Annotated in this window: 22 protein-coding genes; 14 read left to right on the top strand and 8 right to left on the bottom strand. The window is 39.0% G+C overall.

Translation table 11 applies throughout. The features are described from left to right. Positions 1-59: 59 nt before the first annotated feature. Positions 60-1,499 carry a Fe-S cluster assembly protein SufB gene (sufB, locus tag RM368_RS03835; protein WP_322652385.1) on the bottom strand — a complete coding sequence of 480 codons (1,440 nt, stop codon included), beginning with the start codon at positions 1,497-1,499 and terminating at the stop codon, positions 60-62. 437 nt (positions 1,500-1,936) lie between these two features. Here sufB and sufR point away from each other — a divergent pair, with 437 nt between their 5' ends. After that, on the top strand, positions 1,937-2,620 hold the full coding sequence (sufR, locus tag RM368_RS03830) for an iron-sulfur cluster biosynthesis transcriptional regulator SufR (RefSeq protein ID WP_322692821.1): 684 nt from the start codon (positions 1,937-1,939) through the stop codon (positions 2,618-2,620). Positions 2,621-2,738: 118 nt separating this feature from the next. Further along, the gene (locus RM368_RS03825) at positions 2,739-2,999 is read left to right on the top strand and encodes a hypothetical protein (protein ID WP_322672636.1); all 261 of its coding nucleotides are present in this window, start codon (positions 2,739-2,741) and stop codon (positions 2,997-2,999) included. Positions 3,000-3,346: 347 nt separating this feature from the next. Here the strand turns inward: RM368_RS03825 and RM368_RS03820 are convergent, their stop codons facing one another. Next, positions 3,347-3,979: a hypothetical protein gene (locus RM368_RS03820; RefSeq protein ID WP_322692820.1), complete on the bottom strand. Its 633-nt coding sequence runs from the start codon at positions 3,977-3,979 to the stop codon at positions 3,347-3,349. A gap of 336 nt (positions 3,980-4,315) precedes the next feature. Next, on the bottom strand, positions 4,316-4,642 hold the full coding sequence (locus RM368_RS03815; RefSeq protein WP_196528493.1) for a YbjQ family protein: 327 nt from the start codon (positions 4,640-4,642) through the stop codon (positions 4,316-4,318). Positions 4,643-5,291: 649 nt separating this feature from the next. Here RM368_RS03815 and RM368_RS03810 point away from each other — a divergent pair. Continuing rightward, positions 5,292-5,972, top strand: coding sequence for a tetratricopeptide repeat protein (locus RM368_RS03810; RefSeq protein ID WP_322692819.1), 681 nt, complete (start codon positions 5,292-5,294; stop codon positions 5,970-5,972). A 2-nt stretch (positions 5,973-5,974) separates the two neighbouring features. Here the strand turns inward: RM368_RS03810 and RM368_RS03805 are convergent, their stop codons facing one another. Next, positions 5,975-6,874: an ABC transporter ATP-binding protein gene (locus RM368_RS03805; RefSeq protein ID WP_322692818.1), complete on the bottom strand. Its 900-nt coding sequence runs from the start codon at positions 6,872-6,874 to the stop codon at positions 5,975-5,977. Positions 6,875-7,140: 266 nt separating this feature from the next. Between RM368_RS03805 and RM368_RS03800 the strand changes: the two genes are divergently transcribed. The 4 genes from RM368_RS03800 to RM368_RS03785 all read left to right on the top strand — a co-directional run bounded on the left by RM368_RS03800 (position 7,141) and on the right by RM368_RS03785 (position 11,175). Further along, on the top strand, positions 7,141-8,742 hold the full coding sequence (locus RM368_RS03800) for an alkaline phosphatase (protein WP_322692817.1): 1,602 nt from the start codon (positions 7,141-7,143) through the stop codon (positions 8,740-8,742). A 190-nt stretch (positions 8,743-8,932) separates the two neighbouring features. Further along, the gene (locus RM368_RS03795; protein ID WP_322692816.1) at positions 8,933-9,178 is read left to right on the top strand and encodes a type II toxin-antitoxin system HicB family antitoxin; all 246 of its coding nucleotides are present in this window, start codon (positions 8,933-8,935) and stop codon (positions 9,176-9,178) included. Positions 9,179-9,262: 84 nt separating this feature from the next. Next, a complete protein-coding gene (locus RM368_RS03790; protein ID WP_322692815.1) occupies positions 9,263-10,642 on the top strand; it encodes an ATP-binding protein in 1,380 nt (459 codons plus the stop codon). Positions 10,643-10,650: 8 nt separating this feature from the next. Further along, positions 10,651-11,175 carry a hypothetical protein gene (locus tag RM368_RS03785; protein WP_322692814.1) on the top strand — a complete coding sequence of 175 codons (525 nt, stop codon included), beginning with the start codon at positions 10,651-10,653 and terminating at the stop codon, positions 11,173-11,175. Positions 11,176-11,229: 54 nt separating this feature from the next. Here RM368_RS03785 and RM368_RS03780 read toward each other — a convergent pair whose 3' ends face one another. Beyond that, positions 11,230-12,579, bottom strand: a complete 1,350-nt coding sequence (locus RM368_RS03780; protein WP_322692813.1) for an ATP-binding protein — start codon at positions 12,577-12,579, stop codon at positions 11,230-11,232. A gap of 1,031 nt (positions 12,580-13,610) precedes the next feature. Then, on the bottom strand, positions 13,611-14,222 hold the full coding sequence (locus RM368_RS03775) for a hypothetical protein (RefSeq protein ID WP_322692891.1): 612 nt from the start codon (positions 14,220-14,222) through the stop codon (positions 13,611-13,613). A gap of 213 nt (positions 14,223-14,435) precedes the next feature. On the opposite strand from RM368_RS03775, the gene dacB reads away from it, so the two are divergent. From dacB to RM368_RS03750, 5 genes are all read left to right on the top strand, one after another. Beyond that, complete coding sequence (dacB, locus tag RM368_RS03770; RefSeq protein WP_322692812.1) at positions 14,436-15,908, top strand: D-alanyl-D-alanine carboxypeptidase/D-alanyl-D-alanine-endopeptidase; 1,473 nt, start codon at positions 14,436-14,438, stop codon at positions 15,906-15,908. A gap of 29 nt (positions 15,909-15,937) precedes the next feature. Beyond that, on the top strand, positions 15,938-16,840 hold the full coding sequence (locus RM368_RS03765; protein WP_322692811.1) for an LD-carboxypeptidase: 903 nt from the start codon (positions 15,938-15,940) through the stop codon (positions 16,838-16,840). A 107-nt stretch (positions 16,841-16,947) separates the two neighbouring features. Further along, positions 16,948-17,601, top strand: coding sequence for a glycosyltransferase family A protein (locus RM368_RS03760; protein WP_322692810.1), 654 nt, complete (start codon positions 16,948-16,950; stop codon positions 17,599-17,601). 122 nt (positions 17,602-17,723) lie between these two features. Next, the gene (locus tag RM368_RS03755) at positions 17,724-18,887 is read left to right on the top strand and encodes a glycosyltransferase (protein ID WP_322692809.1); all 1,164 of its coding nucleotides are present in this window, start codon (positions 17,724-17,726) and stop codon (positions 18,885-18,887) included. 53 nt (positions 18,888-18,940) lie between these two features. Beyond that, positions 18,941-20,260, top strand: coding sequence for an ABC transporter substrate-binding protein (locus RM368_RS03750; RefSeq protein WP_322692808.1), 1,320 nt, complete (start codon positions 18,941-18,943; stop codon positions 20,258-20,260). Between the two features lie 28 nt (positions 20,261-20,288). Here RM368_RS03750 and RM368_RS03745 read toward each other — a convergent pair whose 3' ends face one another. After that, positions 20,289-20,912 carry a hypothetical protein gene (locus RM368_RS03745; protein WP_322692807.1) on the bottom strand — a complete coding sequence of 208 codons (624 nt, stop codon included), beginning with the start codon at positions 20,910-20,912 and terminating at the stop codon, positions 20,289-20,291. A gap of 33 nt (positions 20,913-20,945) precedes the next feature. Continuing rightward, on the bottom strand, positions 20,946-21,683 hold the full coding sequence (locus tag RM368_RS03740; protein WP_322692806.1) for a hypothetical protein: 738 nt from the start codon (positions 21,681-21,683) through the stop codon (positions 20,946-20,948). A 655-nt stretch (positions 21,684-22,338) separates the two neighbouring features. On the opposite strand from RM368_RS03740, the gene RM368_RS03735 reads away from it, so the two are divergent. Both RM368_RS03735 and hemE read left to right on the top strand, forming a co-directional pair. Beyond that, on the top strand, positions 22,339-23,022 hold the full coding sequence (locus RM368_RS03735; RefSeq protein WP_322692805.1) for a PEP-CTERM sorting domain-containing protein: 684 nt from the start codon (positions 22,339-22,341) through the stop codon (positions 23,020-23,022). 371 nt (positions 23,023-23,393) lie between these two features. After that, entirely contained in the window at positions 23,394-24,455 is a 1,062-nt protein-coding gene (gene hemE / locus RM368_RS03730; RefSeq protein WP_322692804.1) for a uroporphyrinogen decarboxylase, read from the top strand. The last annotated feature ends 89 nt before the right edge of the window (positions 24,456-24,544 follow it).

Below are 24,544 nucleotides of genomic sequence, written 5' to 3'. Positions count from 1 at the left end.
CATTCTTCCAAAAGATAAACACAGAGACATCGGCGTTCTGTGTTTATCCTTGCTTCCATTTATCCAACACTGCCTTCCAACTTCAAACTCAACAACTTATCAGCTTCCACAGCAAACTCCATCGGTAGCTGATTAAAAACATCCTTACAGAAGCCGCTAACCATCATCGAAATCGCATCTTCTGCTGAAATGCCCCGTTGAGCAAAGTAAAATAATTGATCTTCCCCAATCTTAGAAGTAGAAGCTTCATGCTCCACCTTACCAGTATTATTTTGCACCTGGATATAAGGGAAAGTATTGGCATGAGCATTATCCCCAATCAGCATCGAGTCGCACTGGGAATAATTTCTCGCGCCTTTAGCCGTCGGATTAACTTTCACTAAACCCCGATAGCTATTACTAGAATTACCTGCGGAGATTCCTTTAGAAATAATTGTACTGCGGGTATTTTTACCTACGTGAATCATCTTTGTACCCGTATCAGCTTGCTGCATATTATTTGTCAGCGCCACCGAGTAAAACTCACCCACAGAGTTATCACCCACCAAAACACAGCTAGGATATTTCCAAGTAATTGCCGAACCTGTTTCTACTTGAGTCCAGGAAATCTTGGAATTAACGCCCTGACACAAACCGCGTTTGGTGACAAAGTTGTAAATACCGCCTTTACCGTTAGCATCGCCAGCGTACCAATTTTGCACGGTGGAATATTTAATTTCCGCGTTATCCAGAGCAACGAGTTCCACAACGGCGGCGTGTAACTGGTTGCTGTCATACATTGGTGCGGTGCAACCTTCAAGGTAAGAAACATAACTACCTTCTTCGGCGACAATCAAAGTCCGCTCAAATTGTCCCGTGTCACCAGAGTTGATGCGGAAGTAGGTAGACAGTTCCATCGGACATTTTACGCCTTTAGGAATATAGACAAAAGAACCATCGCTAAATACGGCGGCATTCAAAGCGGCAAAGTAGTTGTCAGCTACAGGAACAACGCTACCCAAGTATTTTTGGATCAATTCTGGGTGTTCTTGCAACGCTTCCGAAATCGAGCAAAAAATAACGCCATCTTCCGCTAGCTTTTCTTTAAATGTAGTGGCAACAGAAACGCTATCGAAAATTGCATCAACGGCGACATTTGCCAGCCGTTTCTGTTCAGATAGGGAAATGCCTAACTTCTCGAAAGTTTCTAAAAGAGTTGGATCGACTTCATCCAAACTGTTGAGCTTTTCTTTCTTGCGTTTCGGCGCTGAGTAATAAATAATATCCTGATAATTTATTGGCGGATACTTGACATTCGGCCAAGTTGGTTCCGTCATTTTTTGCCACTGGCGATAAGCTCTGAGGCGAAAGTCCAGCATGAACTGCGGCTCGTTCTTCTTAGAGGAGATCAAGCGGATAACGTCCTCGTCTAGTCCACGCGGAATAGTGTCGGCCTCAATATCGGTGACAAAGCCGTACTTGTAGGGTTGGTTGACTAAGGTTTTGACAGTGGCACTCATCAGTAATAATCTCTCGTGTTCGGAACTTGAATCTCTCTATAAGGATGGGAGACGGGTTTCTTTAGCCGATTCCCATCTACCGTTACGGAATGGTTACACGGCTGCTAGAATAGTGGTGGAGAGTAAAACAACAGCTATGTTGTTTAATCTATCTTCATTTTACGCTAAATTAACAACAACAATGTTGTCAAAGTCAAACAATTTTGGATTTTAGATTTGCAATTTGGGATTGAAAGAGACCACAAAGGTGCTTGGCTCAAGGATTTTAGATTGACGATCGCGTAGCGGGCTATATACCAGAAAACTTTTTTAATCCAAAATCCAAGTTGCGCTGTAAGCGCACCAAAGGTGCGACTCAAAATCCAAAATCGGCACGGTCAAATTTTCAAAGAAATTAATTTTTGGGGCGTTCGCTGAACGTCTCGCACCACATGAAGATGGCGACTACCCACCAGTCCTCAACCAAGCAAGATATCCTAGAGTATCTGCACAAACACGAAAAAGCAACGGCTTTGGAGCTAGCTGAAGTTTTAGACGTTACCCCTCAAGCTATTCGTCGCCATCTCAAAGATTTGGAGACGGAGGAGCTAGTTTTGTATTCAACATCAGTGCAGGCGGCGGGGATGGGGCGTCCGCAGCATCTTTATCAACTGAGTCGTCAGGGACGCGATCGCTTGCACCGCACAATGAGCGATCGCTTTGGTGATGGCCACGGAAATTTTGCGGTTTCGCTGCTAGACACCTTAGCCGAAACGGTAGGACACGACCAATTTAAATCGATTTTAGAGAAACAGTGGCAGCGTAAAGCCAAAGAATACCGCGATCGCGTCGGTAATGGTTCGCTGCGAGAACGGGTAGCCAACTTAGTCGAGTTGAGAAAAGCGGAAGGCTTCATGGCGGAGTATCACCCTGTTGATGTGAGTGACTCCTTTGAGTGCGATCGCTTTATCTTAATGGAGCATAACTGCGCTATTTCTAACGTTGCCGAATCTTTTCCTAGTATCTGCGGCCACGAATTAGAAATGTTTGCTGCCGTATTACCAGATTGTATCGTAGAACGCACCCACTGGATTATTGATGGTCAACATCGTTGTGGCTATTTAGTACAAATTCGTCATTAGTCATTAGTCATTAGTCCTTTGTCATTTGTCACTTGTACTGAGCGAAGTCGAAGTATTTGTCATTTTTTTAATAACTAATACCCAACTAATTTTGAGATAGCATTTCATTTTTTCATTTATGGATGTATCACCACAGCAACCATCAACACAATTTTTAACCCTGGAAGAATCAGCAAAAGTAGATGCGGCGTTGTTGTCTTCCCCAGAAAAGTTTTTAACAAGATTGACAATTTCATCACTGAAGCTTTTGAAGCATATTGCCCAAGAGTACGGTGTTGCTATTGAAGATTTGACAGCGCAGCAAGTAATTGCCTGGTTTGAAAAAGATGGTAAAATTCGTCGCGAGCAGGGAATTGAAGGTTCATATCTGAAATGGTAATCTGCCATAGTAAAATTTTTGTTGCATTTACTTAGAAAAAATAACCATAAAAATATCGCGCTTCTAAAAAACATTTATTTCTGTTTTTTAAAAGCGCGATATTCACGATTTATTGACCTGATTAAATTAGCTATCAAATATTCGATATTCATGACTCTTTGGAAAGAAACATTCGATACTGATACTTAACTTCGAATATAGAACTAAAGGTATCAATAAAAAGTAATTTGACAATATAAGAATTAATCGGGCACTAGAAAAGCCAACTTGAAATAATAAACAAAAAACACCTTGAAAAAGGTGCTTTTGTTGAAAAATAAATAACATTTGAATTTTCAAATAATTATTTAAGCATTGTAAGTGTTAGTCCGAGGACTACGAGCGCCAGTTACAGCTCCAATCATTGAGGCTATTAAACCCAACAAAGAACCAAACACAAACCACCACAATCCCGAACGTAAATTAGCTGCTGCATCACGAGCTTGTTGGGCAGTTACGTTTGCTTGTGGTACATTAACACCACCTTGCTGTTGTACCTGGTTTATGACTTCCCCAGCGTTAGAAGCAGCAACACCAAAAGCACCAGATACTCCACTTGCTAATAGCCATGAGCTAACTGCCAAAGTCGTTGCCCAAAGAATTGCGCCGTTGAGAAGAGCTGTATTGCGGTTCATCGGCCCACAAGCACGGGTTGTAACCCAACCACCAGTAAACAGGGAAATTAGTAGAGCGATAGTTGACCAAAGCCCGGCATTACCCGCAGCGTTAGGAGCAATTGTTCTAGGCGCACCTGAACTTTCAACTGCACCTGCCGCAAACGCACCAATTATCGCACTTAAAATTAATTGTGTAGCCAAAGAAACCAACAAACCAGCAATAATTGGCCCCCAGCGAACACGGTCGTGATATTCAGCTACTCGACCTGCTACCACAGGATCAGTAGATATAACGTCATTTCCTGTCCGATTTACGTATGACATCGCTTATTTTCTCCAGTGCTGTTTCAGCAAAGTTTCTGCTCGGGTATATTCATCTTTATGCTTCAAATTAAATAACTAAATGTTCTGTTTTAATCTCTATCGATAGAAAGATTTAATACGTCTATCTTTAGCCAGAAAAAAACAAACTTTGTTTAACAATTTTTAATATAATTTAGTGTTTATTTATGTAGTTTTCCTAAAATTTCCATCTAAAAACTCTTAACTTAAGATATAACTATTAGCTAGCTATCAGAAACCAGCTTTAAAGATGTATACCATTAGCCTTAATCTAATTAAAGCTGTGTAATGAATGTCAAAAGTAAAAATCATCAAAAACTAACGCATCCTCACAGCAGTGCCTGTGGCAGTAATCAGCAAAAGCACTCCTGACTGGTCAATATTTATTGTGCCAGTATCAATTTCAATCCCAATTACAGCATTTGCTCCCAAACGTTGTGCGCGTTGTTCTAATTCTTCTAGTGCCTTGCGTTGACCCTGCTCAAACAGACGCTCATAGCTACCAGTGCGTCCACCGATAATATCTCGAATCCCAGCCAAAAAATCTCGTAAGAAATTGCTGCCGTAGACGACTTCTGCTGTCACAATGCCTAAATATGATTCAATCACGGCTCCTTGAATGACATCAGTAGTAGTTATAATCATAAATTAACCTCCTATATAGGATATATCTTAATATTTATTATTAAAGTATTTTGGTAAACACTTGAATAATTGTAACTATTATTACAGAATACAGGTTTGACAAACATCCTCTCATACAATATTAGATTGCACTTTGGGGTTAGTCTTGTCTTAAACAGATTAATGCAACATTTTACAGTTTAAATTTATCTTATCTTTGAATGACCAAAAAAGGATGTAAATGCCTGGATGATAACTTCTCAAAGGGTAGTATCAAAAATTAAAAATGTCAGAAAATTGGATACAGAGTCAGCAAACTCTGAGATGAAATAAAAATAGGAATAAATGTCAAAACCTATAAGCTTGCTGTATCAGAATCTAGGATTAAGTCAGATTCCTGTTGAGTTTTTTTAGGTAACACGTAGAACTACTGATTAAAAAATGTGTAGTTTTGCTATATTACTGGTTTATATGTAGGGTATCTTCACCTGCCTTGGCTCGTTGACACTTCATCCTTCAGTAAAAACTCTGTTATGTAGTGCTAAATGTAAAATAAAAGAAAATGAACTATTAACATCTGAATCAATACGAAGAAATACAGTTTTCAAAAGTCCATATTTTTGTTTTAATGTACAAGAAAAAAGTCCTCTAAAATTTCAGGAAATTTACTGTGTACAAGCCAACATCATTCGTGTTTAGTGTGGTGTTACTAGGATGTTTTACTTTCACCGTACCTTCAGTAGCTCAGGCTCAGGTATTAGTGGCGCAAGCTAAAAACCCAGAGTTAAAGCAATTACTGGAGGAAGGACGGAGGTTAGTGAATGCTGGAGATTATGGTGGTGCGATCGCTGTTTATCAGCAAGCAGCTAGTTTAGATCCGAAGAATGCTAAAATCCATTCAGGTATTGGGTATTTATACGCTCAACAGGGAAATTACCAGGCAGCATTAGCAGCTTATCGTAAAGCGATCGGAATCAACCCTAATAATAGTGATTTTTACTACGCTGTGGGTTACATCAAAGCCAATTTGGGCGACACGCGTGGGGCAAAGGAAGGTTATCGTCGTGCAATACAGCTAAACCGTAACAACGTCAACGCCTATTTAGGATTGGCTGTAACCCAATCGCGTATGGGAGACTATAATGCTGCTACCTGGGCATACCAACAAGCAATCGACTTGGATAAAAACAACGCCCAGACTTATGAGTTGATGGGTTCGATGTATAAACAGCGACGCCAAGCCAAACAAGCAAACAGCTTGCTTCAAAAAGCCCGTGACTTGTACAAACGACGCAATGACTCAGATGGCGTAGAAAGGGTAGAAGCCATGCTGCGGCAGTTAGGAGGATGAGGTTAATCTAACTGGCGTCCCGTTAATTCCACAAAAATATCTTCCAGATTAGAGGGACGCACCATCATTCCGGTTTTATCGGGCTGTTCATTCAAATAGATATTTGCTGCTTCCAAGGATGGGAAAAACAGATATTCCCAATTACGAGCGCTATCATTTCCCACATTAGACACACCTAATTGTTTCATCACCAAACCTTCACCGTGAGCAGAACGCAGCTGTTGTAAAGTTCCCAAAGAAATCAGCTTACCGCTATCCATAATACCGATGCGTCCTGGCTTGGTAGAACCAAACGCATCGCATAAAAATTCGACCTCATCCATATAATGGGTCGTCAGTAGCATCGTCATCCCTTGTTTATTTAAATCTCGAATAATTTCCCAGAGGCGTCGCCTAGTCTGGGGGTCTAGTCCTACCGTTGGTTCATCTAAAAACAAAATTTGCGGTTGATGCAATAAAGCTCTCGCAATTTGCAACCGTCGTTTCATACCCCCAGACAGGGTTTTTACCAAATCATCACGTTTTTCTGCTAGCTCAACATACTCTAGCCATTGATTAATCAATTTTTGTCGCTGCGGGTTACTAATGTGATGTAGTCTCCCGTGCAATTCCATATTTTCCCAGACGGTTAAATCGTTATCTACACTGACTTGTTGCAAGACAACGCCAATACTCTGTTTTGCCAACGTTGCTTGGCGCATCACATCATATCCACCTACTTCTATACGTCCTTGGGACGGTTTCGTGAGTGTAGTCAGCATCCGAATTGTGGTTGATTTACCCGCACCGTTCGGGCCAAGTAGAGCAAATATCTCTCCCGCTTCAATTTGGAATGACAGGTCATTGACTACAGGTACATTGTTGTAAAACTTGTAGACATTTTCTAGAAAGACAGCAGTCACGTCGCTTCGCTCCGAATTCAAAATTAAAAATTAAAAATTAAAAATTAACAAACTCATAAATAAATTTAGTTGCTCTGTATCCTTTTCTGTTCGGTCATGGATAAATTTGCTCACAGAAATTCTTAAATCAACACTACCATTCTGGTTGCATCAAACTAAATATATTTTATTAACCCTTAGATAACTCAATCTTTACTTGTTGACATAACAACGTGTGGTAAACACTTATCCTGTAATCCTTTAGTTTAAGGTTGCTGTTATTTAATATGGAATCTCATCACCCATTGAAGCTAAATCGGCGTCAGTTTTTGCTACGTTCAGCTATCACTGCTGGCGGGATTATTTCGACAAATTTTGTCGCTAAATCACCAGTTTTTGGCGAAGCACCTGCAATTATCACCTCTGATAAAATGCGTCCTGGCATACCTTATGGTGTAGCTAGCGGAGATATATCTAACGATAGCATCGTGATTTGGAGTCGGAGCGATCGCCCTGCCAAAATGATCGTAGAATATTCTACGAGTGAGTCTTTTCGCAATGTGCAGCGAGTTGTGGGGCCTAATGCCTTAAAAGATAGCGACTTTACAGCCCGACTTTATCTGAAGAATCTACCAGCAGACCAAAAATTATTTTATCGGGTGATTTTCCAAGATTTAGATTATCAAAGGACTTGCAGCGCTCCTTTTTATGGTACTTTCCGAACTCCCCCCAAATCTGGGCGAGATATATTCTTTGTTTGGGGTGGCGATACTGCTGGTCAGGGATGGGGTATTAATCCTGATTTTGGTGGGATGAAAATTTACGAAACTATGCGCCAACTTCATCCCGATTTTTTCATCCATTCGGGCGATAATATTTATGCTGATGGCCCCATCCAATCAGAAGTAACTCTAGACGACGGCACTATTTGGAAAAACATCACTACACCAGAAAAATCCAAAGTAGCAGAAACTCTCACAGAATATCGTGGTAACTATATCTACAATTTGCTGGATAAAAATATCAAGCGTTTCAATGCTGAAGTTCCAATATTGGCACAGTGGGACGACCACGAAACCAGAAACAATTGGTATCCTGGGCAAATTATCCTCAACGATGACCGTTATACAGTTAAGGATGTTAACTTACTAGCCGAAAGGGCAAGACAAGCATTTTTAGAATATCTGCCTATTGGATATGAAAGCAATAATCCAGAGAAAGCGAAAATTTATCGCTCTTTCAACTATGGGCCATTATTAGACATTTTCATGCTGGATGAGCGCACCTACCGGGGGCCAAATTCCCCCAATAATCAGCCATTACCAAGTAAAAAAACAGACTTTTTGAGCAAAACCCAAGTGCAATGGTTGAAAAGGCAATTGCTGTCATCAAAAGCAACATGGAAAGTGATTGCTAGTGATATGCCTTTAGGACTGATAGTTAAAGACGGTAGCACTGATTTTGAAGCTTGGGCTAATGGAAATGGCCCAGCTTTAGGAAGAGAATTAGAACTTGCCGATTTACTACGATTTATCAAAAACAAGAATATCCAGAATGTTGTTTGGTTAACTGCTGATGTACATTATGCAGCAGCCCACTATTACAACCCCGCTAAAGCACAGTTTACCGACTTTAAGCCTTTTTGGGAGTTCGTTGCTGGGCCGCTTAACTCTGGCACATTTGGGCCAAACGAATTAGAAAATACTTTTGGGCCACAACTAGTATTTCAAAGCCTTCCTCCAGGTACAAAAGCAAATCGACCACCAAGTGAAGGTTTGCAATTCTTTGGAGGAGTTAAAATTGATGGAAATACAAAAGTGATGACGGTAACATTGCGTAACTTGGTAGGGAAGACTATTTACAGTGTAGATTTACCGCCAGAAAAATAAATCGCCAAAACCACAATGAGATGTAGCCAGTGAGATAGAGTAATTACGCAATTTTTTACTTTGTCTGCTGGCTTTGCTGTTTTTTGGGTGGGATGTTGAAGGATAAAAAATTGTGCGATGCCTGCGGCGGACTTTGCCTACGCTACTGTTAGGAGCTAAATTTAGATAGGTACTGGATTGTCTAATTATTATGCTTGCAAGCTACATTGACCAAGCAATGGAACTAGCGCTTTATGAGATCATTGAAGACGATCAAACTTATTGGGGTGAAATTCCAAGCTTACAAGGAGTCTGGGCAAATCATCAAACTCTAGAAGGATGTAGGCGGGAGTTAAGAGAAGCTTTAAGTGACTGGCTGGCGCTACGGTTACATTTGAGGTTAACGATTCCTGTAATCGGTGGTATCAACCTTAGCGAATCGAAGGTTGAAATTTAAATGCAAAGGAACGCAGAATTTTGCTATTAAGTTTGTCAAAATAGTAAAAACCAAATTTTAGTTTTAGCATTTTTGGAGATGATCATGCTTAAGCAACTCATTCTGGAAAACTGGAAAAGTTTTCGTTATGCCGAGCTTCCACTTGACCCATTGACCGTTCTAATTGGTACAAATGCAAGTGGTAAATCTAATGTAGCTGAAGCGTTAGAGTTACTCAAAAGAATCGTCAGAGGTGAGGATATTGAAGCAGCTTTAGAAGGAAATAAAACTCTTTCCTCCATTCGAGGCGGTGTTGAATGGGCTGCTTTTAAACCAGAAACTCAATTTATATTAAAACTACTAGTTCAAGGGGAAGATGATAAAACAGATTATTTTTATAGTATTACAGTACAGACTAAACCAGATGTTCATATTGTCCAAGAATCTCTTGAGATACAAAAAATATCATTAGACTTCCAGAGTAATAATGAAATATTAATCAATAATAATTTATTAACTAATAAATCATATTTGTCAGAAGTTAACCAATTATTTGCACAAGAGCAAAGTAAACATGATAAATTGAAGCAGGCAATTAATAAGTTAAATAATGGCAATCAAGAGTTATTGCAAAAATTTAATGCATTAAAAGAGAATCTAACAAACAATGAGATAAAAGCTGAAGTAATTCTTGAAAACATAGAAATTATTAATAATCAAACGAATAAAATGATTGAAATAATCTATGAAAATGATAATAAGTTTGATTTGCTTAGTAATTATCTTAAGGTAATAAATATTATAATTAATAAAGTTATTAGTATTTTTATCTTAAATCCTGTTCCTTCTATGATGCGCGATTATTCACGCTTATCTGACGTTTTAGAAAGCGATGCTTCTAATATTGCCGGTGTAATAGCAGCATTGAATAGGGAACAAAAATCCGAAGTCGAATCAACTCTATCAGCCTACATCAAAGATTTCCCTGAAGGGGATATTAAAACAGTATTTGCAGAACCAGTCGGTAGACTAAAAACTGATGCAATGCTCTACTGTGAAGAAGAATGGAAACCTGGAGAGATGACACTAATAGATGCTAAAACTATGTCAGATGGAACTCTCCGTTTTATCGCAATTCTTACAGCATTGCTTACTCGACCCGAAGGTAGTCAATTGGTAATTGAAGAAATAGATAATGGGCTTCATCCATCACGTGCAGAATTACTTGTAAGAATACTGCGAGAAATTGGCAGTAAAAGAAAAATTGATATTTTACTTACTACCCATAACCCAGCTTTACTTGATGCTTTAGGCCCAGAGATAGTTCCTTTTGTGGTTGTCGCACACCGCGATTCTGAAACTGGAGAAAGCAAGCTTACACTTTTAGAAGATATTGAGAATTTTTCTAAGTTATTTGCATCATATTCTTTGGGTGATATGACAACTAAGGGTGCAATTGAAAGAAGCCTTTCTCATAATGAATAGTTACTAATATGAGAAAGGTGCTACTAATCGATACATCGCTTTTATGCGTTTGGTTACAAGTTCCAGGTAGAGAAACTGCTGGTAATAATGATTGGAATTATCAGCGTGTAAATCATAAAATTGAGGCAGAAATTGCTAAATCAACAACGCTGGTACTTCCCTTAGCTGCTGTTATAGAAACAGGTAATCACATTGCACAGGCTAAAACAGCAAATTCAGAAAGTAAACGTATTGCAGCTCAAAAATTTGCCGAAATTATGACTTATGCAGCTGATGAAACTACACCTTGGGCTAAGTTCCGTGAGCAAATTGTTCTTTGGGAAGAGGAAGAATTAAAAAACTTAGCCGCTAAATTCCCCAATCAAGCTGTAGAAAAGACTTCTATGGGTGATGCTAGTATTGTCATTTTGGGTTGGTACTATCACCAAAAAGGTTTTCATGTAGAGTTTTTGACTGATGATGACAAGCTAAAATCTCAGGAACCACCTCCACCACAGCCACCTACACGCCGAAGCAGCCGAACAAAAGGGTAAAATATCCTTGAGCGATTGGTATTTACCCAAAATAGAGATTTTTTAACTAACTTTTCAGGAATTAAGTTCGACAGGAATTGTAATAATAAACTCTGTTCCTTCTTTTATGGTAGATATACATTGCAGTTGACCACAATGTTTTTCTACAATAATTTGATAGCTGATAGATAGCCCCAATCCAGTGCCTTTACCGACGGGTTTTGTGGTGAAAAAGGGGTCGAATAATCGCTTTTGTATATCCTTGGGAATTCCACTACCATTATCGGCAATGCGAATAACTACTTGCTGATTGTCTGTGACTTCAGTACGAATACGAATTACAGGTGATTTTAGATTTGAATAAGCTGACTCAACACTCGCGAAGATCGCATCGATCGCATTTGCTAAAATATTCATAAATACTTGATTGATTAACCCAGCATAGCATTCTACCAGAGGGAGATTTCCATATTTTTTATCAATAGTAATTATCTGACCTGTTTGTTGATTTACAAGACGGTTTTGTAATATTATTAGAGTGCTATCAATACCTTCATGAATATCAACTATTTTTTTATCAGATTCATCGAGTCGAGAGAAATTGCGTAATGAAAGAACTATCTCTTGGATACGCTCAGTACCAAACTTCATAGAATCGAGAAGCTTGAGAAAATCAGCAGTTAAAAATTCTAGTTCCATTTCTGCGATCGCAGCTTCAATTTCTGCTACTGGTGCAGGATAATGGTGTTGGTATAGGCTAATTAATTGTAGTAAATCTTGAGTATAGTTGAGTGCATAAACAAGGTTGCCAGCAATAAAGTTCACAGGGTTATTGATTTCGTGTGCAATGCCAGCAACAAGTTGTCCTAAAGCAGCCATTTTTTCATTTTGAATTAATCGCGCATAGTTATTCTTAAGGGTACGAAAACCTACTTTAGCAATTCTAGATTGTTCTTCTACTTTCTCTAGTTGAGCTAATGTTAAAATATGAATTTGGGAATAAGCTAAAAGTAAATGATGGAAATCGAGTAGCTTATAACTACCCAACTGAGTTTCTATTAAAATCGGCTCATATACAAATTGAGGTTCTCGCTGCAAAGCTAGCTTATTTGCTTCTACAATGAGCGTATTCTCAGAAATTATACACACATCTGGCTGAATAAAGTTAATCAGATTGATCGCAGGTCGTTTAGAAAATAGTGGAAAACTATAAGGACGACTCATGTGTTCAAAAAATCTTTGTCGAGAAATCATCCCCAGATAGTCATGATTTTTCACCAGGATAATTCCTGGTAGTAAAGGCTCTTGCTTAAAGAGTGTATTCAAATCATTTGCTGGACTATCTGCTTCTACGTAAACAGACCAAAGTGGTAATTCTTGCAAAGTGGATTCTAATTGCAAGTTCAAATTATTAGCATTTGTCATGCTATGTATTGCCAACATAGTTTAAATCCTTAACCTTGAGTTAACATTTCTGATAACACCCCGAATCAGCATTGCGATAATTGCAAAGTTAATTAAACTTATATTTCCCTGATTACTGCTGAAAATTACAGTTATGCTGCAAAACTGCTAATGTTAGTGCATCCGGTTCTTTTCTATGCTGGAAAATTGATACTAATTAGAATCCCTTCTTACCTATTCGCTAACCTTGTAATGTTATAATTATTTATTTATTTAAAATATTTCAAATTATTTTGGGATATGCTCTTACCAATAGACCTCTTGCAAAAGTTCTTTTTGCACAATGAGTGGGAAAAGGGAAAAGGTTAAAGGTTAAATAACAAACCTTTCCCCTTCCCCTTTTCCCGACTTCTGCAAGAAGTCTAATGGTTAATAAAAAACTTCAACCGCAATTAGAAGCAACATTAAAACTGCATCAATGGCAGTCAGCGAAATTGCTCGTAGAGTGAAAGAGAAAGTAATTAAAAAAAGTTTTGGAAATTTGATTATGTCTTAAAGGTTGTTTTAAAAGTTCTTTGGTCGGTAGCAAAACGTTTTAGATCCCCCTAAATCCCCCTTAAAAAGGGGGACTTTGATTCCGGTTCCCCCCTTTTTAAGCTATCCATTATAAACATCTTTCTTAACATTTCGAGAGTATTAACTCACGTCTCTAGAACCCTGATTCGTTCGTTTTTAATTCTCAATAAAAACACTATTTTAGCGAGAAGAATAAATGATGATTTATCAAGTAGGCTTAAAGCTTCAGTCCTTAAGATGCTTATATAGTAAGGGTTTTAATATTGTAAAGAAAGATGTGGGTAACGCATAGCTTTTTAAGGGGGGTTAGGGGGGATCTAAAAGTGCCTAAAATCACAGCGAAAAACTTTTCAAACATACTCTTAGACTGCTACTCACGGTTGCAGGCTACTGTTTAGAGAAGCAAAGTATTTTCTTGTATAATCAACAATTAATGACTCCCCTTGATGGGGAGTGATTTGATATCAGTTAGCTAGCTAAGATGAAATTGGTACGTTTTTAAATGCGGCTGTATCTGGCACAAAAATGTCCAAATTATTGATACCATCGGGAACTCTTAGCCAGATATAAGCATCTGCGGAGGCTTGTGGACGTACTTGGAACAAAGAAACGCTTCCTGTTGAGCGATTAAGAGCAACTCCTTTGTAGGTTACGCTAGTCTCAGGATTGCGGGCTGTTGTACTAGCCACCGAGATAATATCGCTACCAACAACTCCGTCTGTGGCAAGGCGACGAATCCGCATTTGCAGATTTACCACATCACGATTTCCAGTTTCTGGGTCTTTAATTCGTTTTGCTGAAAGTAACTCAACTTCTGCCTTTTTGCCAAAAGCAGGCTGCACAAATTGGCCAGGGCTAATTGCTGAAGTTGTAGCACTAGCTGGAGATGGTGATACTGTTGCTTGTGGTGTTGCTTGTGGAGAAGTTGTAGTTGTAGGACTTGGGACTTGAGTGGGAATGGTGTTACTGGCTGTACTAGTAGTATTTAGTGTTTGCCGTAACGTAAAAACTTCATAAGCTACATAGCCACTACATCCCAAAGCCAAAGTAGAGAGTAATACAGCTACACCAGATAAAAATGTACTCACACCATTGCCTCGATTTCGTATTTCTGTATATGCAGGTTGACTTGGGTTTCGATTTTGTAGTCCCATAAATTATGTTTGTGCAATCGCCTATGTATGAAACATGTGAACATCTTCCCTATACTAATTAAGTAACTTTACTGAGCTAATTCTTCTCTCTCCGGAAGGAAATTGTTCGCAAGGTAAAAATATCTGTCTTTGGGATAAGGAAAATTGGTGAAACTTAAGACTTTAAATCAACCACTGGGTATTTTATTAATATTTTTGACTAGCCAGATAGGATTTAGTTCTAGGGTTGCGAAAGCACAAACCCCAGTTGCACCAACAACTAGTACAAAATCAATTTGCTCTAGCCAACTGGGAACAGCGATAGATGCTGTAATCAATCGTCCCTTATTTAGTCGGGGGCGCTGGGGAATTTTGATACAACCTCTGTCAACAGGGTTAACTCTTTACAGTCGAGATGCTCAAAAATATTTTACTCCTGCGTCTAACCTCAAATTGCTGACGACAGCAGCCGCGTTGCAGGAATTGGGCGCTAATTTTCGGATTCGCACCTCTATTTATCAGAATGGCAATGGTATTTTACGTGTTGTCGGTAGGGGAGATCCTAGTTTGAGTGATACTGAACTGCAAAAATTGGCACAGCAGTTAAAACAGAAAAGGATTACCCAAATTCAGCAGTTGAGTGCTGATGATAGTTATATTCAAGGTGATATTGTTAACCCCACCTGGCAATGGGAAGATGTGCAGTCAAGTGATGGCGTACCTGTCAGCAGCTTTATTCTGAATAAAAATATTTTTAGCTTTAAACTTGTACCACAGGCTGTAGGTAAATCTTTGCAAGTGCTGTGGCTCGATCCTGGCGAAGCAAAACAGTGGCGGATAATTAATCAGTCAATAACCGTCCCTCAAAATCAACCGAGCTATGTCAATGTTACCCGCGAATTATCAGGAACAGTATTACGAATTCAAGGACAACTGGCAACGAATTCTGAAGAATCTTTAATAGATTTGCCTGTAGTTGACCCTAATTATTACTTCTTACGACGTTTTCGTAGTGCCTTAGCAACAGAAAAAATTAACTTGGGACAGACATTAGTAGTAAATGGTGGTGTGAATCAACAGGAAATAGCATTTGTAGAGTCGCCACCTTTAGCTGAATTATTAGCAGAAACTAATTTAAATAGTGATAATCTTTATGCTGAAGCATTGCTGAGAGGATTAGCTGTGAAAAAGACCAGACTGAAAAATCAGACTAGTGCTGATGTTGGTTTAGAAGTTGTCAAAGCAAGTTTAACTAAATTGGGGGTCGATCCAACTAATTACATTTTGGTCGATGGTTCAGGTTTATCACGTCGTGACTTAGTGACACCAGAAGCTTTTGTCCAAACTCTGCGGGGAATGGCAAAAACCCCAACTGCATATATATATCGCGCATCTTTACCCGTGGCTGGTAAAAGTGGAACTCTGAAAGGCCGCTTTCAAGGTACACCTGCTGAGGGCATTGTGCAAGCCAAAACAGGTACGTTAACGGGTGTAGTTTCTCTATCTGGATATATAAATGCGCCGAAATATGAGCCGCTAGTTTTTAGTATTATCGTCAATCAGTCAAATCAGTCTGCAACAGTTGTACGGCAGGCAATTGATGAAGTTGTTGTGTTGTTAACACAGTTGCAGCATTGTTAATATTATACTTTTCACTCCTAACTTGTTTCATGCCAGCCAAAATCTTACCACCGCCCTTAAAACCTGGAGACTTATTACGAGTAATTGCCCCTAGTGGTGCTTTGCGAGAATTTGAGGAATTTAAACAGAGTCTAGAAATTTGGCGATCGCGTGGCTACAAACTAGAAATCAGCCCAAAGATAGATGACAAATGGGGTTATCTAGCAGGGACAGATGAAACCCGTCGTCAACAGCTAGCAGCAGCATGGCAAGATCCTGATTGTCGTGGTATTCTCTGTGCCAGAGGTGGTTTTGGCAGCACCCGCATCTTAGAAAATTGGAATTGGCCAACCTCAACGCTTCCCAAGTGGCTCATAGGCTTTTCTGATATCACAGCTTTATTATGGAGCCTTTATACAGCAGGAATTTCCGGCGTTCACGGCCCTGTAATGACAACTTTGGCAGATGAGTCAGATTGGTCAGTTAAGCGATTATTTGATTGGGTAGAAGGTGGTTCTTTTACCCCTCTCAAAGGTTGCGGTTGGGGTGGTGGTGTAGTGAATGGTACTTTGTTACCAGGTAATCTGACGGTGGCTACTCACCTTTTAGGTACACCAATCTTGCCACATCTGGATGGTGTAATTCTGGCGTTGGAGGATGTTACCGAAGCACCTTATCGCATCGATAGGATGCTGACGCAGTGGCGTTTGAGCGGTGCTTTGTCTCAAGTCTGCGGTATTGCGTTGGGCGGTTTTACTCGTTGTGAAGCGCCACCAACTATATCTAGTTTTAGTGTAGAAGAAGTATTGCGCGATCGCTTGGGCGATTTGGGGATTCCCATTGTCTCCGATTTGCCTTTTGGACATGATAATCCCAATGCAGCCTTACCAGTGGGTGTAGAGGTAACTTTAGATGGGGATGCGGGAATATTAGCGATCGCGCATCCACATTAAGTTAAAATCAGATCCGCTTAAGGTTAAACAGTCATAATCCAGTCACAGAATAATCTGCTAAATACTGTGGTAAATGTACTAATACTTAATTTTAGTGTCAATCTATTATGAGTCCAATAAAATTTGATTCAGTTCCAGAAATATCGGTTGTCATCTGTACTTACAATCGCGCCAAATATTTAGATAATGGCATTAATAGTGTGATCTCTCAAACATTTAAAGATTGGGAACTGATTGTAGTTGATGATGGTAGCCAAGACAATACCTTTGAAATTGTCAATTATTATGTTCAAAAATTCTCTAATATCCGATATCTCAAACATCAAAATAAAAAACAAGCTTACGCTAAAAATGCTGGCATTCAGGCATCCTTTGGCAAATATATTACACTTCTCGATAGTGATGATGCTTACAAACCCAATCATCTGGAATCACGATTAGAATACATGAAAAATCATCCAGAAATTGATTTAATTGAAGGGGGATTTGCCAGTGATGAAGAGATTTTTGTGGCAGATTATTTTCAGCCAGGTAAAACAATTAATTTGCGAGAATGTGTTTTAGGCCCGACATTTTTCGGCAAGAGAAAAGTATTTTTTGAGTTAGGAGGCTTTGAAAACATCCACTATGGAGAGGATACAGACTTTTGGCATCGGGCAGAAAAAACTTTTAAAACGCAAAAAATCACTGTCCCAGAAACATATCTTTATACAAGAGCAGAAACCAGTGTTACTAAAAGTGTTTTAGAACAACATTCATAAAACCAGACAATAAGTCAGAAATTGTTGCTTTGCTCCCCTGCTGACTGTATAATTAGTGCTGCATTCACGAATAAATTTGAGTTTGTTTATTTTGCTAAAGGGAGTAAAATTTAACTACAAGTATGCATATTTGTCATATAGTTTTGAATAACATTGGTGGAGCGCCAAAAGTTGCTGATTCGCTAATTTCTTCTCAGGTAAAAGCTGGCTATAAAGTCTCTACTGTAATCCTGACTGATTTAGATCCACACTGGATATTATCTTTTAAATCAGCTTATATAATCATTGTGATGAAAATTGCTGGAACTTTATATTACATTGGCGGGGCAATACATCAAATATGGGTAGCGATACAATTAAATAAGATTGTTACTGAACAGAAACCAGATATTATTATTTGTCATAGTGCATTTCTCACTAAGCTTTTTTATTTATCTAAGTTTATCCCTGGAAGTTTATCTATTCCATATATTAGTTATATTCATAGCGATTATCTTTCAGAATCAAAGATTGAACGCAAAATCAATCCCATCACTGCATTTATCCAAGATTTAAATGTCAGGATTGATAATTGGATACATCTACGTGCTATTAAACAAGCTAGTGGAATAGTTTTTGTTTGCAAGACTCTTCATGAGAAATTTTTAAACCTTGGCTTAAATCATCATCGAATAGCAATATCCTATAATCCAGTAACACCTGATTTAAAAAATCCACCTCTCAATTCTACAGCCGAGTCTTGGTTAAACGACTCTAAGTTAATTACCTTTGTATCTGCTGCTAGATTTCATTATCCAAAAGACCATCAAACTTTAATTAAAGCATTCGCTAAAGCTAGCGAAACTTACTCAAATATCCGACTAGTTTTGCTAGGTGACGGTGATTTAGAAGTAGAGATGCAAGGTTTGGCAAATTCTTTAGGTATTCGTGACATCGTACTTTTTGCAGGATCTGTCCCCAATCCTAAAGCTTACTTTTCACTGTGTCGAGCAGTTATACTTGCTTCCCATTCTGAAGGCTTTGGCATGGTTCTTGTCGAAGCTGTAGCTAATGGGGTAACGTTTATTGCTAGTGATTGTCCAGTTGGACCGCGTGAGATTTCTGAAGTACTCAATTGTGGAACTATAGTACCAGAAAGTGATATTGATGCATTAGCAGAAGCTATAATAGACCATGTAAAAAATCCTCAGCAGAAGATCGATCGCTCTGAGCAAATTGCACAATTTTTTAGTGAAACTAGCTGTGCTAACCAGTTAGAAAGTTTAATTCAGCAAGTTGTTTATTGATAAGTGTAACCAGGAATAATCTGCTAAATGACCTATATATCTAAAAACTTTGTATGAATATTAATTTTATAACTTCCAAAATTAGATATTTTTGGTATTTATTGATAAAAATCGCCGCTCGGCTTTCAATTTTAGGAATTATTCTAAGTTTATCTCTGCTATTTTTAGCTAGTTGTCAGGGAATTAGACAAAAGGAGGACGGGGTAATTCATCTGACACTTTGGCAAGCTATTAATCCACCTTCACATCGAGAGATTTTTGAAAAATTAGTAGATAAATTTAATCAAACTCATCCTGATATTCAAGTGGATTCTATATTCGAGCCAGAACCTAATTTACCGAAAATCTTAACATCAGTTGTTGCTAATGTGCCCCCAGATATCCTGTCATTTCACCCCGAATATACAGGTCAATTTGTGGAATTAGGAGCACTTCGACCTTTAGAAGATTGGTTGGATAAATCGCCCCTCAAGTCAGACATTAGACCTAACTTATTGTCAGAAATGCAGTTAGATGGTCACATTTGGTCAGTGCCAATGCACACCAGTAATATTGGGATTTTTTATCGTCCTAAACTTTTTGAAGCTGCGGGAATAACAGAAATACCCAAAACTTGGGAGGAGTTGAGACAAGTTGCCAAAAAATTAACCGTAGACCGCAATGGGGATGGTCGCCCCGAACAGTATGGGATGTTACTGCCTTTAGGAAAAGGTGGATGGACTGTGGTTAGTTGGTTGCCGTTTTTATATAGTGCTGATGGCGAAATTGTAATCAATAATCGCCCAAATTTAACGAATCCGGGTGCGATCGCGGCCTTACAATTCTGGCAAGACCTGATAAAAGATGGTTCAGTAATGCTTTCTGCCCCAGAGCGAGGTTATGAAGAAGAAGCTTTTCTTACAGGTCGTGTTGCGATGCAGATAACAGGCCCTTGGACTTTAATTATGAAATCTGAGGTCGATCATCAGGTATTACCCATACCAGCAAGTGTCAAAGCTGCTACAGTCACAGGTACTGGAGATTTTTTTGTGATGAAGACCACACCAGTAAGAGAGCAAGCAGCATTCAAATTTTTAGAGTATGTTTTGAGTGAGGAATTCCAAACCGAATGGAGTATAGGGACGGGTTTTTTGCCAGTTACCCTGACATCGGCTCAAAGCAAAGCTTATCAGCAATTTATTAATGAAAAACCAGTATTAAAAGTGTTTTTTGACCAGTTACCTGTGGCACGTTCTCAACCAATAATTGCTGGATATAGTCGTCTTTCTGAGAGTCTTGGTCGAGCTATAGAAGCGACAGTACTAGGAGAGTCTGCTGAAAAAGCCCTCAAGACAGCACAAGAGCGTTTAGATTTGATTTGGGATGACAAATAAATAGAACTAGTAAAGAAAACTATTGTAATTAACTACCAGCATTGGTAAGAATTCCTACAAGCACTCGCACTAATTCTTCCAAACCTTCTGGAACGCGATAAAGTTTGATATCTTGCATGACCCGTTTATCTTGCCGATAAAATATTCCAAATCGCCAATCTTCTCCATTTGTTACAGCACCGTACAAAGTTGGTGTTTGTGAATCTGTCCATTGGTCGAGTGCTATCAATTCAATTGCAAGTTGAGTAAATCCCCGGCTTAAATCAGATTGCTTGGCTTCAACTACTAACAATGAATTGAAGGATGAAATATAGTAATCAAAACTCCCTTTGAGTTGTTCGCTAACATTAATCGGGTACTCAATGTTTAGTTGAGTTTGCGTTTGGTCGCAAATTTCTAACAAAATAGGAGCAATTAAAACTTCACGTTTTGCAGCTTCACTGATAGGATTTACGCGCATGATATTGCGCCGTAAGTAACGCTGTAAAAATTCTAAATAGTCAATTACGCCTGAATATTGTGGTAGTTGTAACGATGCGCGTTCGTAACTACATCCCAGTTCCGCCAAGATATCTGCTGGGGTATATGGTAATTCAAAATACTTACTAAATGTATAACTTTGACCGGGTTGGAGAATGGGCGGGCGAGTCATAAATATTAAGGTGATGAAATATATCGATAAAAGTTAGGAAGAAACTCCAGTTTTGGGATGTAAATTTCTTTTTAACCTACACAAACCAATTGCTGGTATAGCTCCTAAAATCGCTGCTGTCAGTCCTTGTCCACTCCAATATAGTATGGGAGTACGGTAAGTTTCTGGAATCAAATTTTGCACAATAAAAAGCAACCAAACCAAAACAGCGATCCAGAAAAAAGAGATTGAGGGTACAAAATTCCACCACCAAATACCTGCTGTATATCGCCTCAACACCAGCCATTGGCAAATCCCCAGCCAAATTCCAGAAATTATATATGCGATCGCAGACAAAAATCCAAAAATCAAAGTATCTTCGGAAGCTGATGAGGCAATGGTTGAAATGTAGTTAATCCAGGCTGTAGAAACGCCGTTGGCAATCAGCCAACCGACACTAGTAGCAAATAGCCACTGCCAACCCGGTAAATATCGGTAAAGCACAAGAGCTTGATCGGCAGCGAAAATCACGGCAAATACAACGTTACTAAGGCTTCTAACCAAAATGCTCCATGTTTGTGGTTGATTAGCAACGTTAGATGAAAGACTTTGGAGAATAATTTTCTCTAAAGCGATACTGGCAACGCCACCAACAACCCATCCGATGAGGGTCATTAAGGTAAACTGAATAAAGAACCTCTGTCGCTGCGATCGCGGAATCAAATACTTTCCTGGATTAGGCTCGTTATTAGCAGATGCAACATGGTCGGGACTGTTAGAGTCAGTTTGCATAAGAAGTTAAGGGAGTGAGGGAATAGGGAGATCGCGGAGATAGAGGAGCAGGGTGAGAATTAACTAATGCCCTGTTTGCCCAATTCTCAATTAAATATTGATTCTTGTTTTACTCTATTTCTCAATCACCAGTCCCTATTTTCCATTCCCCACTCGCCACTCGCCACTTCCTCAAGGCAAAAATATTATGTCAATAATAACAGTCTATTCTCAATAGAATTTCATTAACCTATTCTTCTTGCTAAAGATTTAGGAGTAGCCCATCGTAGGCATCTCTTTGAGTCTGGGAAACTAAACCAAACAATAAATGATGATTTTTTGTTGGTTCTTAACCTTGGTTGCGATCAAAAGTAATTTAGATGGGCTTGTCCTGCCCACTACAATTGCACAAGAGCCTTCATTTAATCTTTAAAGATATTTTAGTATATACACCGTATCTTTTGCGAGTTATAAAAATCAAAATAGGATTACAAAGCATCAAGAAAAAATTACATCTTTGAGCTTGTTTTACCCAACAATAATCATATATAAAGACCTAATAATCTTTGTGGTTTTCTTCTAATTTGTTGGAGTAATGAAACCAGTTTTTCATAGCTAGGTTTCAAGAAAAGTTCAGTCTTAATTATCTTTGTGTTCTTCAAGGTTTATTAGTAAAATGCTGCAAAAAATCTTTTTGGGTTTACTCGGAATAACTGCTGTAGTCATGAGTGCGAATCCAGCTAGTGCGGTAACTCTGCAAGTCAATAGTGGCCCGTTCTCTAGCTACGCTGATGCCAAAACTGTCACCTTTGACGATGGCACAGCAAACGATCCTAATGGATTTGTTACTTACTCTAATATTACTAGTAACATTGTTCAAGGTAGCGTATCTAGTCAATACGCCTCACCTTATGGAGATAACACCAAATTTCTAACAATTGCTCCAGTAGGTAGTAATGTTGCAGGCGACAGTGGTTTTGTCAATATTAACTTCAAAGAAGCTGTTAACTACTTCGGTTTTTATGCAGGTTCATTAGATGATTATAACTTTGTTGACATTTACAAAGGTAATCAGTTGTTAAAGACTTTTAGTGGTGCAGATGTGCCAACTGCTATAGCTAATGGTAGTTGGACTAGCACTCAAGCTAATATGTTTGTCAATCTTGTAGCTGACACAGGAGAAACATTTGACCGAGTTGTGATGCGCTCAAATGGTATTGCCTTTGAAACAGATAACCACGCCTATAGACTAGCTAGCGTTCCTGAACCTAATGCAATATTAGGTGTGTTAGCAATAGGTGCTTGTGGTATGATGTCGGTCTTCAAACGCTCACAAAAGAAAGTGGCACTGAAAGGATAAATTTATCCAGATTCCTGTTGAAAAACCTTAAGGATGTGTCTCTATCTATATCTATATATAGCATAAAGACACATTTTTATTTGTTATGCAGTTTTCCTCATCCGTTGCCTCGATCCAGAAGTGAAAAATGTATTTCTATTTAGGACTCAAAGCAATAATTTCATGGGATAAGCCAAAAAAAACAATAAATTGTAGCGCTTGCTGGCATTAATACTGTAGTCAAGCAAACCGAGCCCTTATATCCAAATAATCAAAATATTATAAAATATTACTATTATGCCCTGCTATTCACCTTTTCCTGAAAACCTGCTGGAAAAGCGTAATCCCAGAATGATAAGCTAAACAGTGGCATAAATAGGATGAAGTAATAAATGGGTGTTTATTCAACGACTCCTCATCTCTTACGGGCTGCTCGTGGTGAAGTAGTAGATCGTCCCCCTGTATGGATGATGCGACAAGCGGGACGGTATATGAAAGCATATCGAGACTTAAGAGAGAAGTATCCTTCGTTTCGCGATCGCTCCGAAATTCCAGAAGTAGCAATTGAAGTTTCTTTGCAACCCTGGAGAGCTTTCCAACCAGACGGAGTAATTTTATTTTCTGATATTGTCACCCCATTACCTGGTTTGGGGATTGACATGGATATTGCCGAAGGTAAAGGGCCAATCATTCACTCACCTCTGCGCACTCCAGAACAAATTGATAATTTGCATCCTTTAGAACCAGAAGCAGCTCTCCCATTTATCAAAACAATATTGCAAGCGCTACGTTCGGAAGTAGGCGATAAATCAACGGTGTTAGGCTTTGTGGGTGCGCCGTGGACGTTAGCAGCTTATGCAGTTGAAGGAAAAGGTTCTAAAACCTACTCCATCATCAAAAATATGGCATTTTCAGATCCGGCGATATTGCATCAATTATTAGCTAAATTAGCTGATGCGATCGCCATCTATGCTCGCTACCAAATTGACTCTGGCGCTCAAGTTGTGCAAATGTTCGATTCTTGGGCGGGTCAATTGAGTCCTCAAGATTATGATACCTTTGCTCTCCCCTATCAGCAGCGAGTTTTCCAGCAAGTTAAGCAAACCCATCCCGATACACCTTTGATTTTGCTAGTTAGCGGTAGTGCGGGTGTGTTGGAAAGAATGGGACAATCTGGTGCTGATATTGTTACTGTAGACTGGGCAGTAGATATGGCAGACGCAAGAGCCAGATTGGGTAAACAAATGAAAGTTCAAGGAAATCTTGACCCAGGCGTGCTATTCGGCTCTAAACAGTTTATCCGCGATCGCATTCTCGATACCGTTCGCAAAGCCGGCAATTGGGGTCATATTCTCAATCTCGGTCACGGTGTCTTACCAGAAACTCCCGAAGAAAATGTCGCTTTCTTTTTTGAAACTGCGAAGGAATTGAATCTTGCAGGAGTTAAGGGTTAGGAGTCATACAATTTTAGATTTTAGATTTTAGATTTTAGACTTCGGCGCGAACGCTCAGTCGAACGCTTTTTCCTGCAATCTAAAATCCA

Origin of the sequence: Nostoc sp. DedSLP03 (genome assembly GCF_034530815.1) — a bacterium.
Classification (GTDB): Bacteria; Cyanobacteriota; Cyanobacteriia; order Cyanobacteriales; family Nostocaceae; genus Nostoc.
Note: the sequence above shows the minus strand (reverse complement) of the source record. Positions and strands in the feature narration are given on the sequence as shown.

What these genes read in the sequence shown, in the direction of transcription:
- RM368_RS03815 (WP_196528493.1), bottom strand. Translation starts at nt 4,642, where the DNA reads ATGATTATAACTACTACTGATGTCATTCAAGGAGCCGTGATTGAATCA.
- RM368_RS03740 (WP_322692806.1), bottom strand. Translation starts at nt 21,683, where the DNA reads ATGCAAACTGACTCTAACAGTCCCGACCATGTTGCATCTGCTAATAAC.
- RM368_RS03820 (WP_322692820.1), bottom strand. Translation starts at nt 3,979, where the DNA reads ATGTCATACGTAAATCGGACAGGAAATGACGTTATATCTACTGATCCT.
- RM368_RS03755 (WP_322692809.1), top strand. Translation starts at nt 17,724, where the DNA reads ATGCATATTTGTCATATAGTTTTGAATAACATTGGTGGAGCGCCAAAA.
- RM368_RS03765 (WP_322692811.1), top strand. Translation starts at nt 15,938, where the DNA reads ATGCCAGCCAAAATCTTACCACCGCCCTTAAAACCTGGAGACTTATTA.
- RM368_RS03800 (WP_322692817.1), top strand. Translation starts at nt 7,141, where the DNA reads ATGGAATCTCATCACCCATTGAAGCTAAATCGGCGTCAGTTTTTGCTA.
- sufB (WP_322652385.1), bottom strand. Translation starts at nt 1,499, where the DNA reads ATGAGTGCCACTGTCAAAACCTTAGTCAACCAACCCTACAAGTACGGC.
- RM368_RS03735 (WP_322692805.1), top strand. Translation starts at nt 22,339, where the DNA reads ATGCTGCAAAAAATCTTTTTGGGTTTACTCGGAATAACTGCTGTAGTC.
- RM368_RS03745 (WP_322692807.1), bottom strand. Translation starts at nt 20,912, where the DNA reads ATGACTCGCCCGCCCATTCTCCAACCCGGTCAAAGTTATACATTTAGT.
- RM368_RS03795 (WP_322692816.1), top strand. Translation starts at nt 8,933, where the DNA reads ATGCTTGCAAGCTACATTGACCAAGCAATGGAACTAGCGCTTTATGAG.
- RM368_RS03750 (WP_322692808.1), top strand. Translation starts at nt 18,941, where the DNA reads ATGAATATTAATTTTATAACTTCCAAAATTAGATATTTTTGGTATTTA.
- RM368_RS03785 (WP_322692814.1), top strand. Translation starts at nt 10,651, where the DNA reads ATGAGAAAGGTGCTACTAATCGATACATCGCTTTTATGCGTTTGGTTA.
- hemE (WP_322692804.1), top strand. Translation starts at nt 23,394, where the DNA reads ATGGGTGTTTATTCAACGACTCCTCATCTCTTACGGGCTGCTCGTGGT.
- RM368_RS03780 (WP_322692813.1), bottom strand. Translation starts at nt 12,579, where the DNA reads ATGACAAATGCTAATAATTTGAACTTGCAATTAGAATCCACTTTGCAA.
- RM368_RS03790 (WP_322692815.1), top strand. Translation starts at nt 9,263, where the DNA reads ATGCTTAAGCAACTCATTCTGGAAAACTGGAAAAGTTTTCGTTATGCC.
- sufR (WP_322692821.1), top strand. Translation starts at nt 1,937, where the DNA reads ATGGCGACTACCCACCAGTCCTCAACCAAGCAAGATATCCTAGAGTAT.
- RM368_RS03825 (WP_322672636.1), top strand. Translation starts at nt 2,739, where the DNA reads ATGGATGTATCACCACAGCAACCATCAACACAATTTTTAACCCTGGAA.
- RM368_RS03760 (WP_322692810.1), top strand. Translation starts at nt 16,948, where the DNA reads ATGAGTCCAATAAAATTTGATTCAGTTCCAGAAATATCGGTTGTCATC.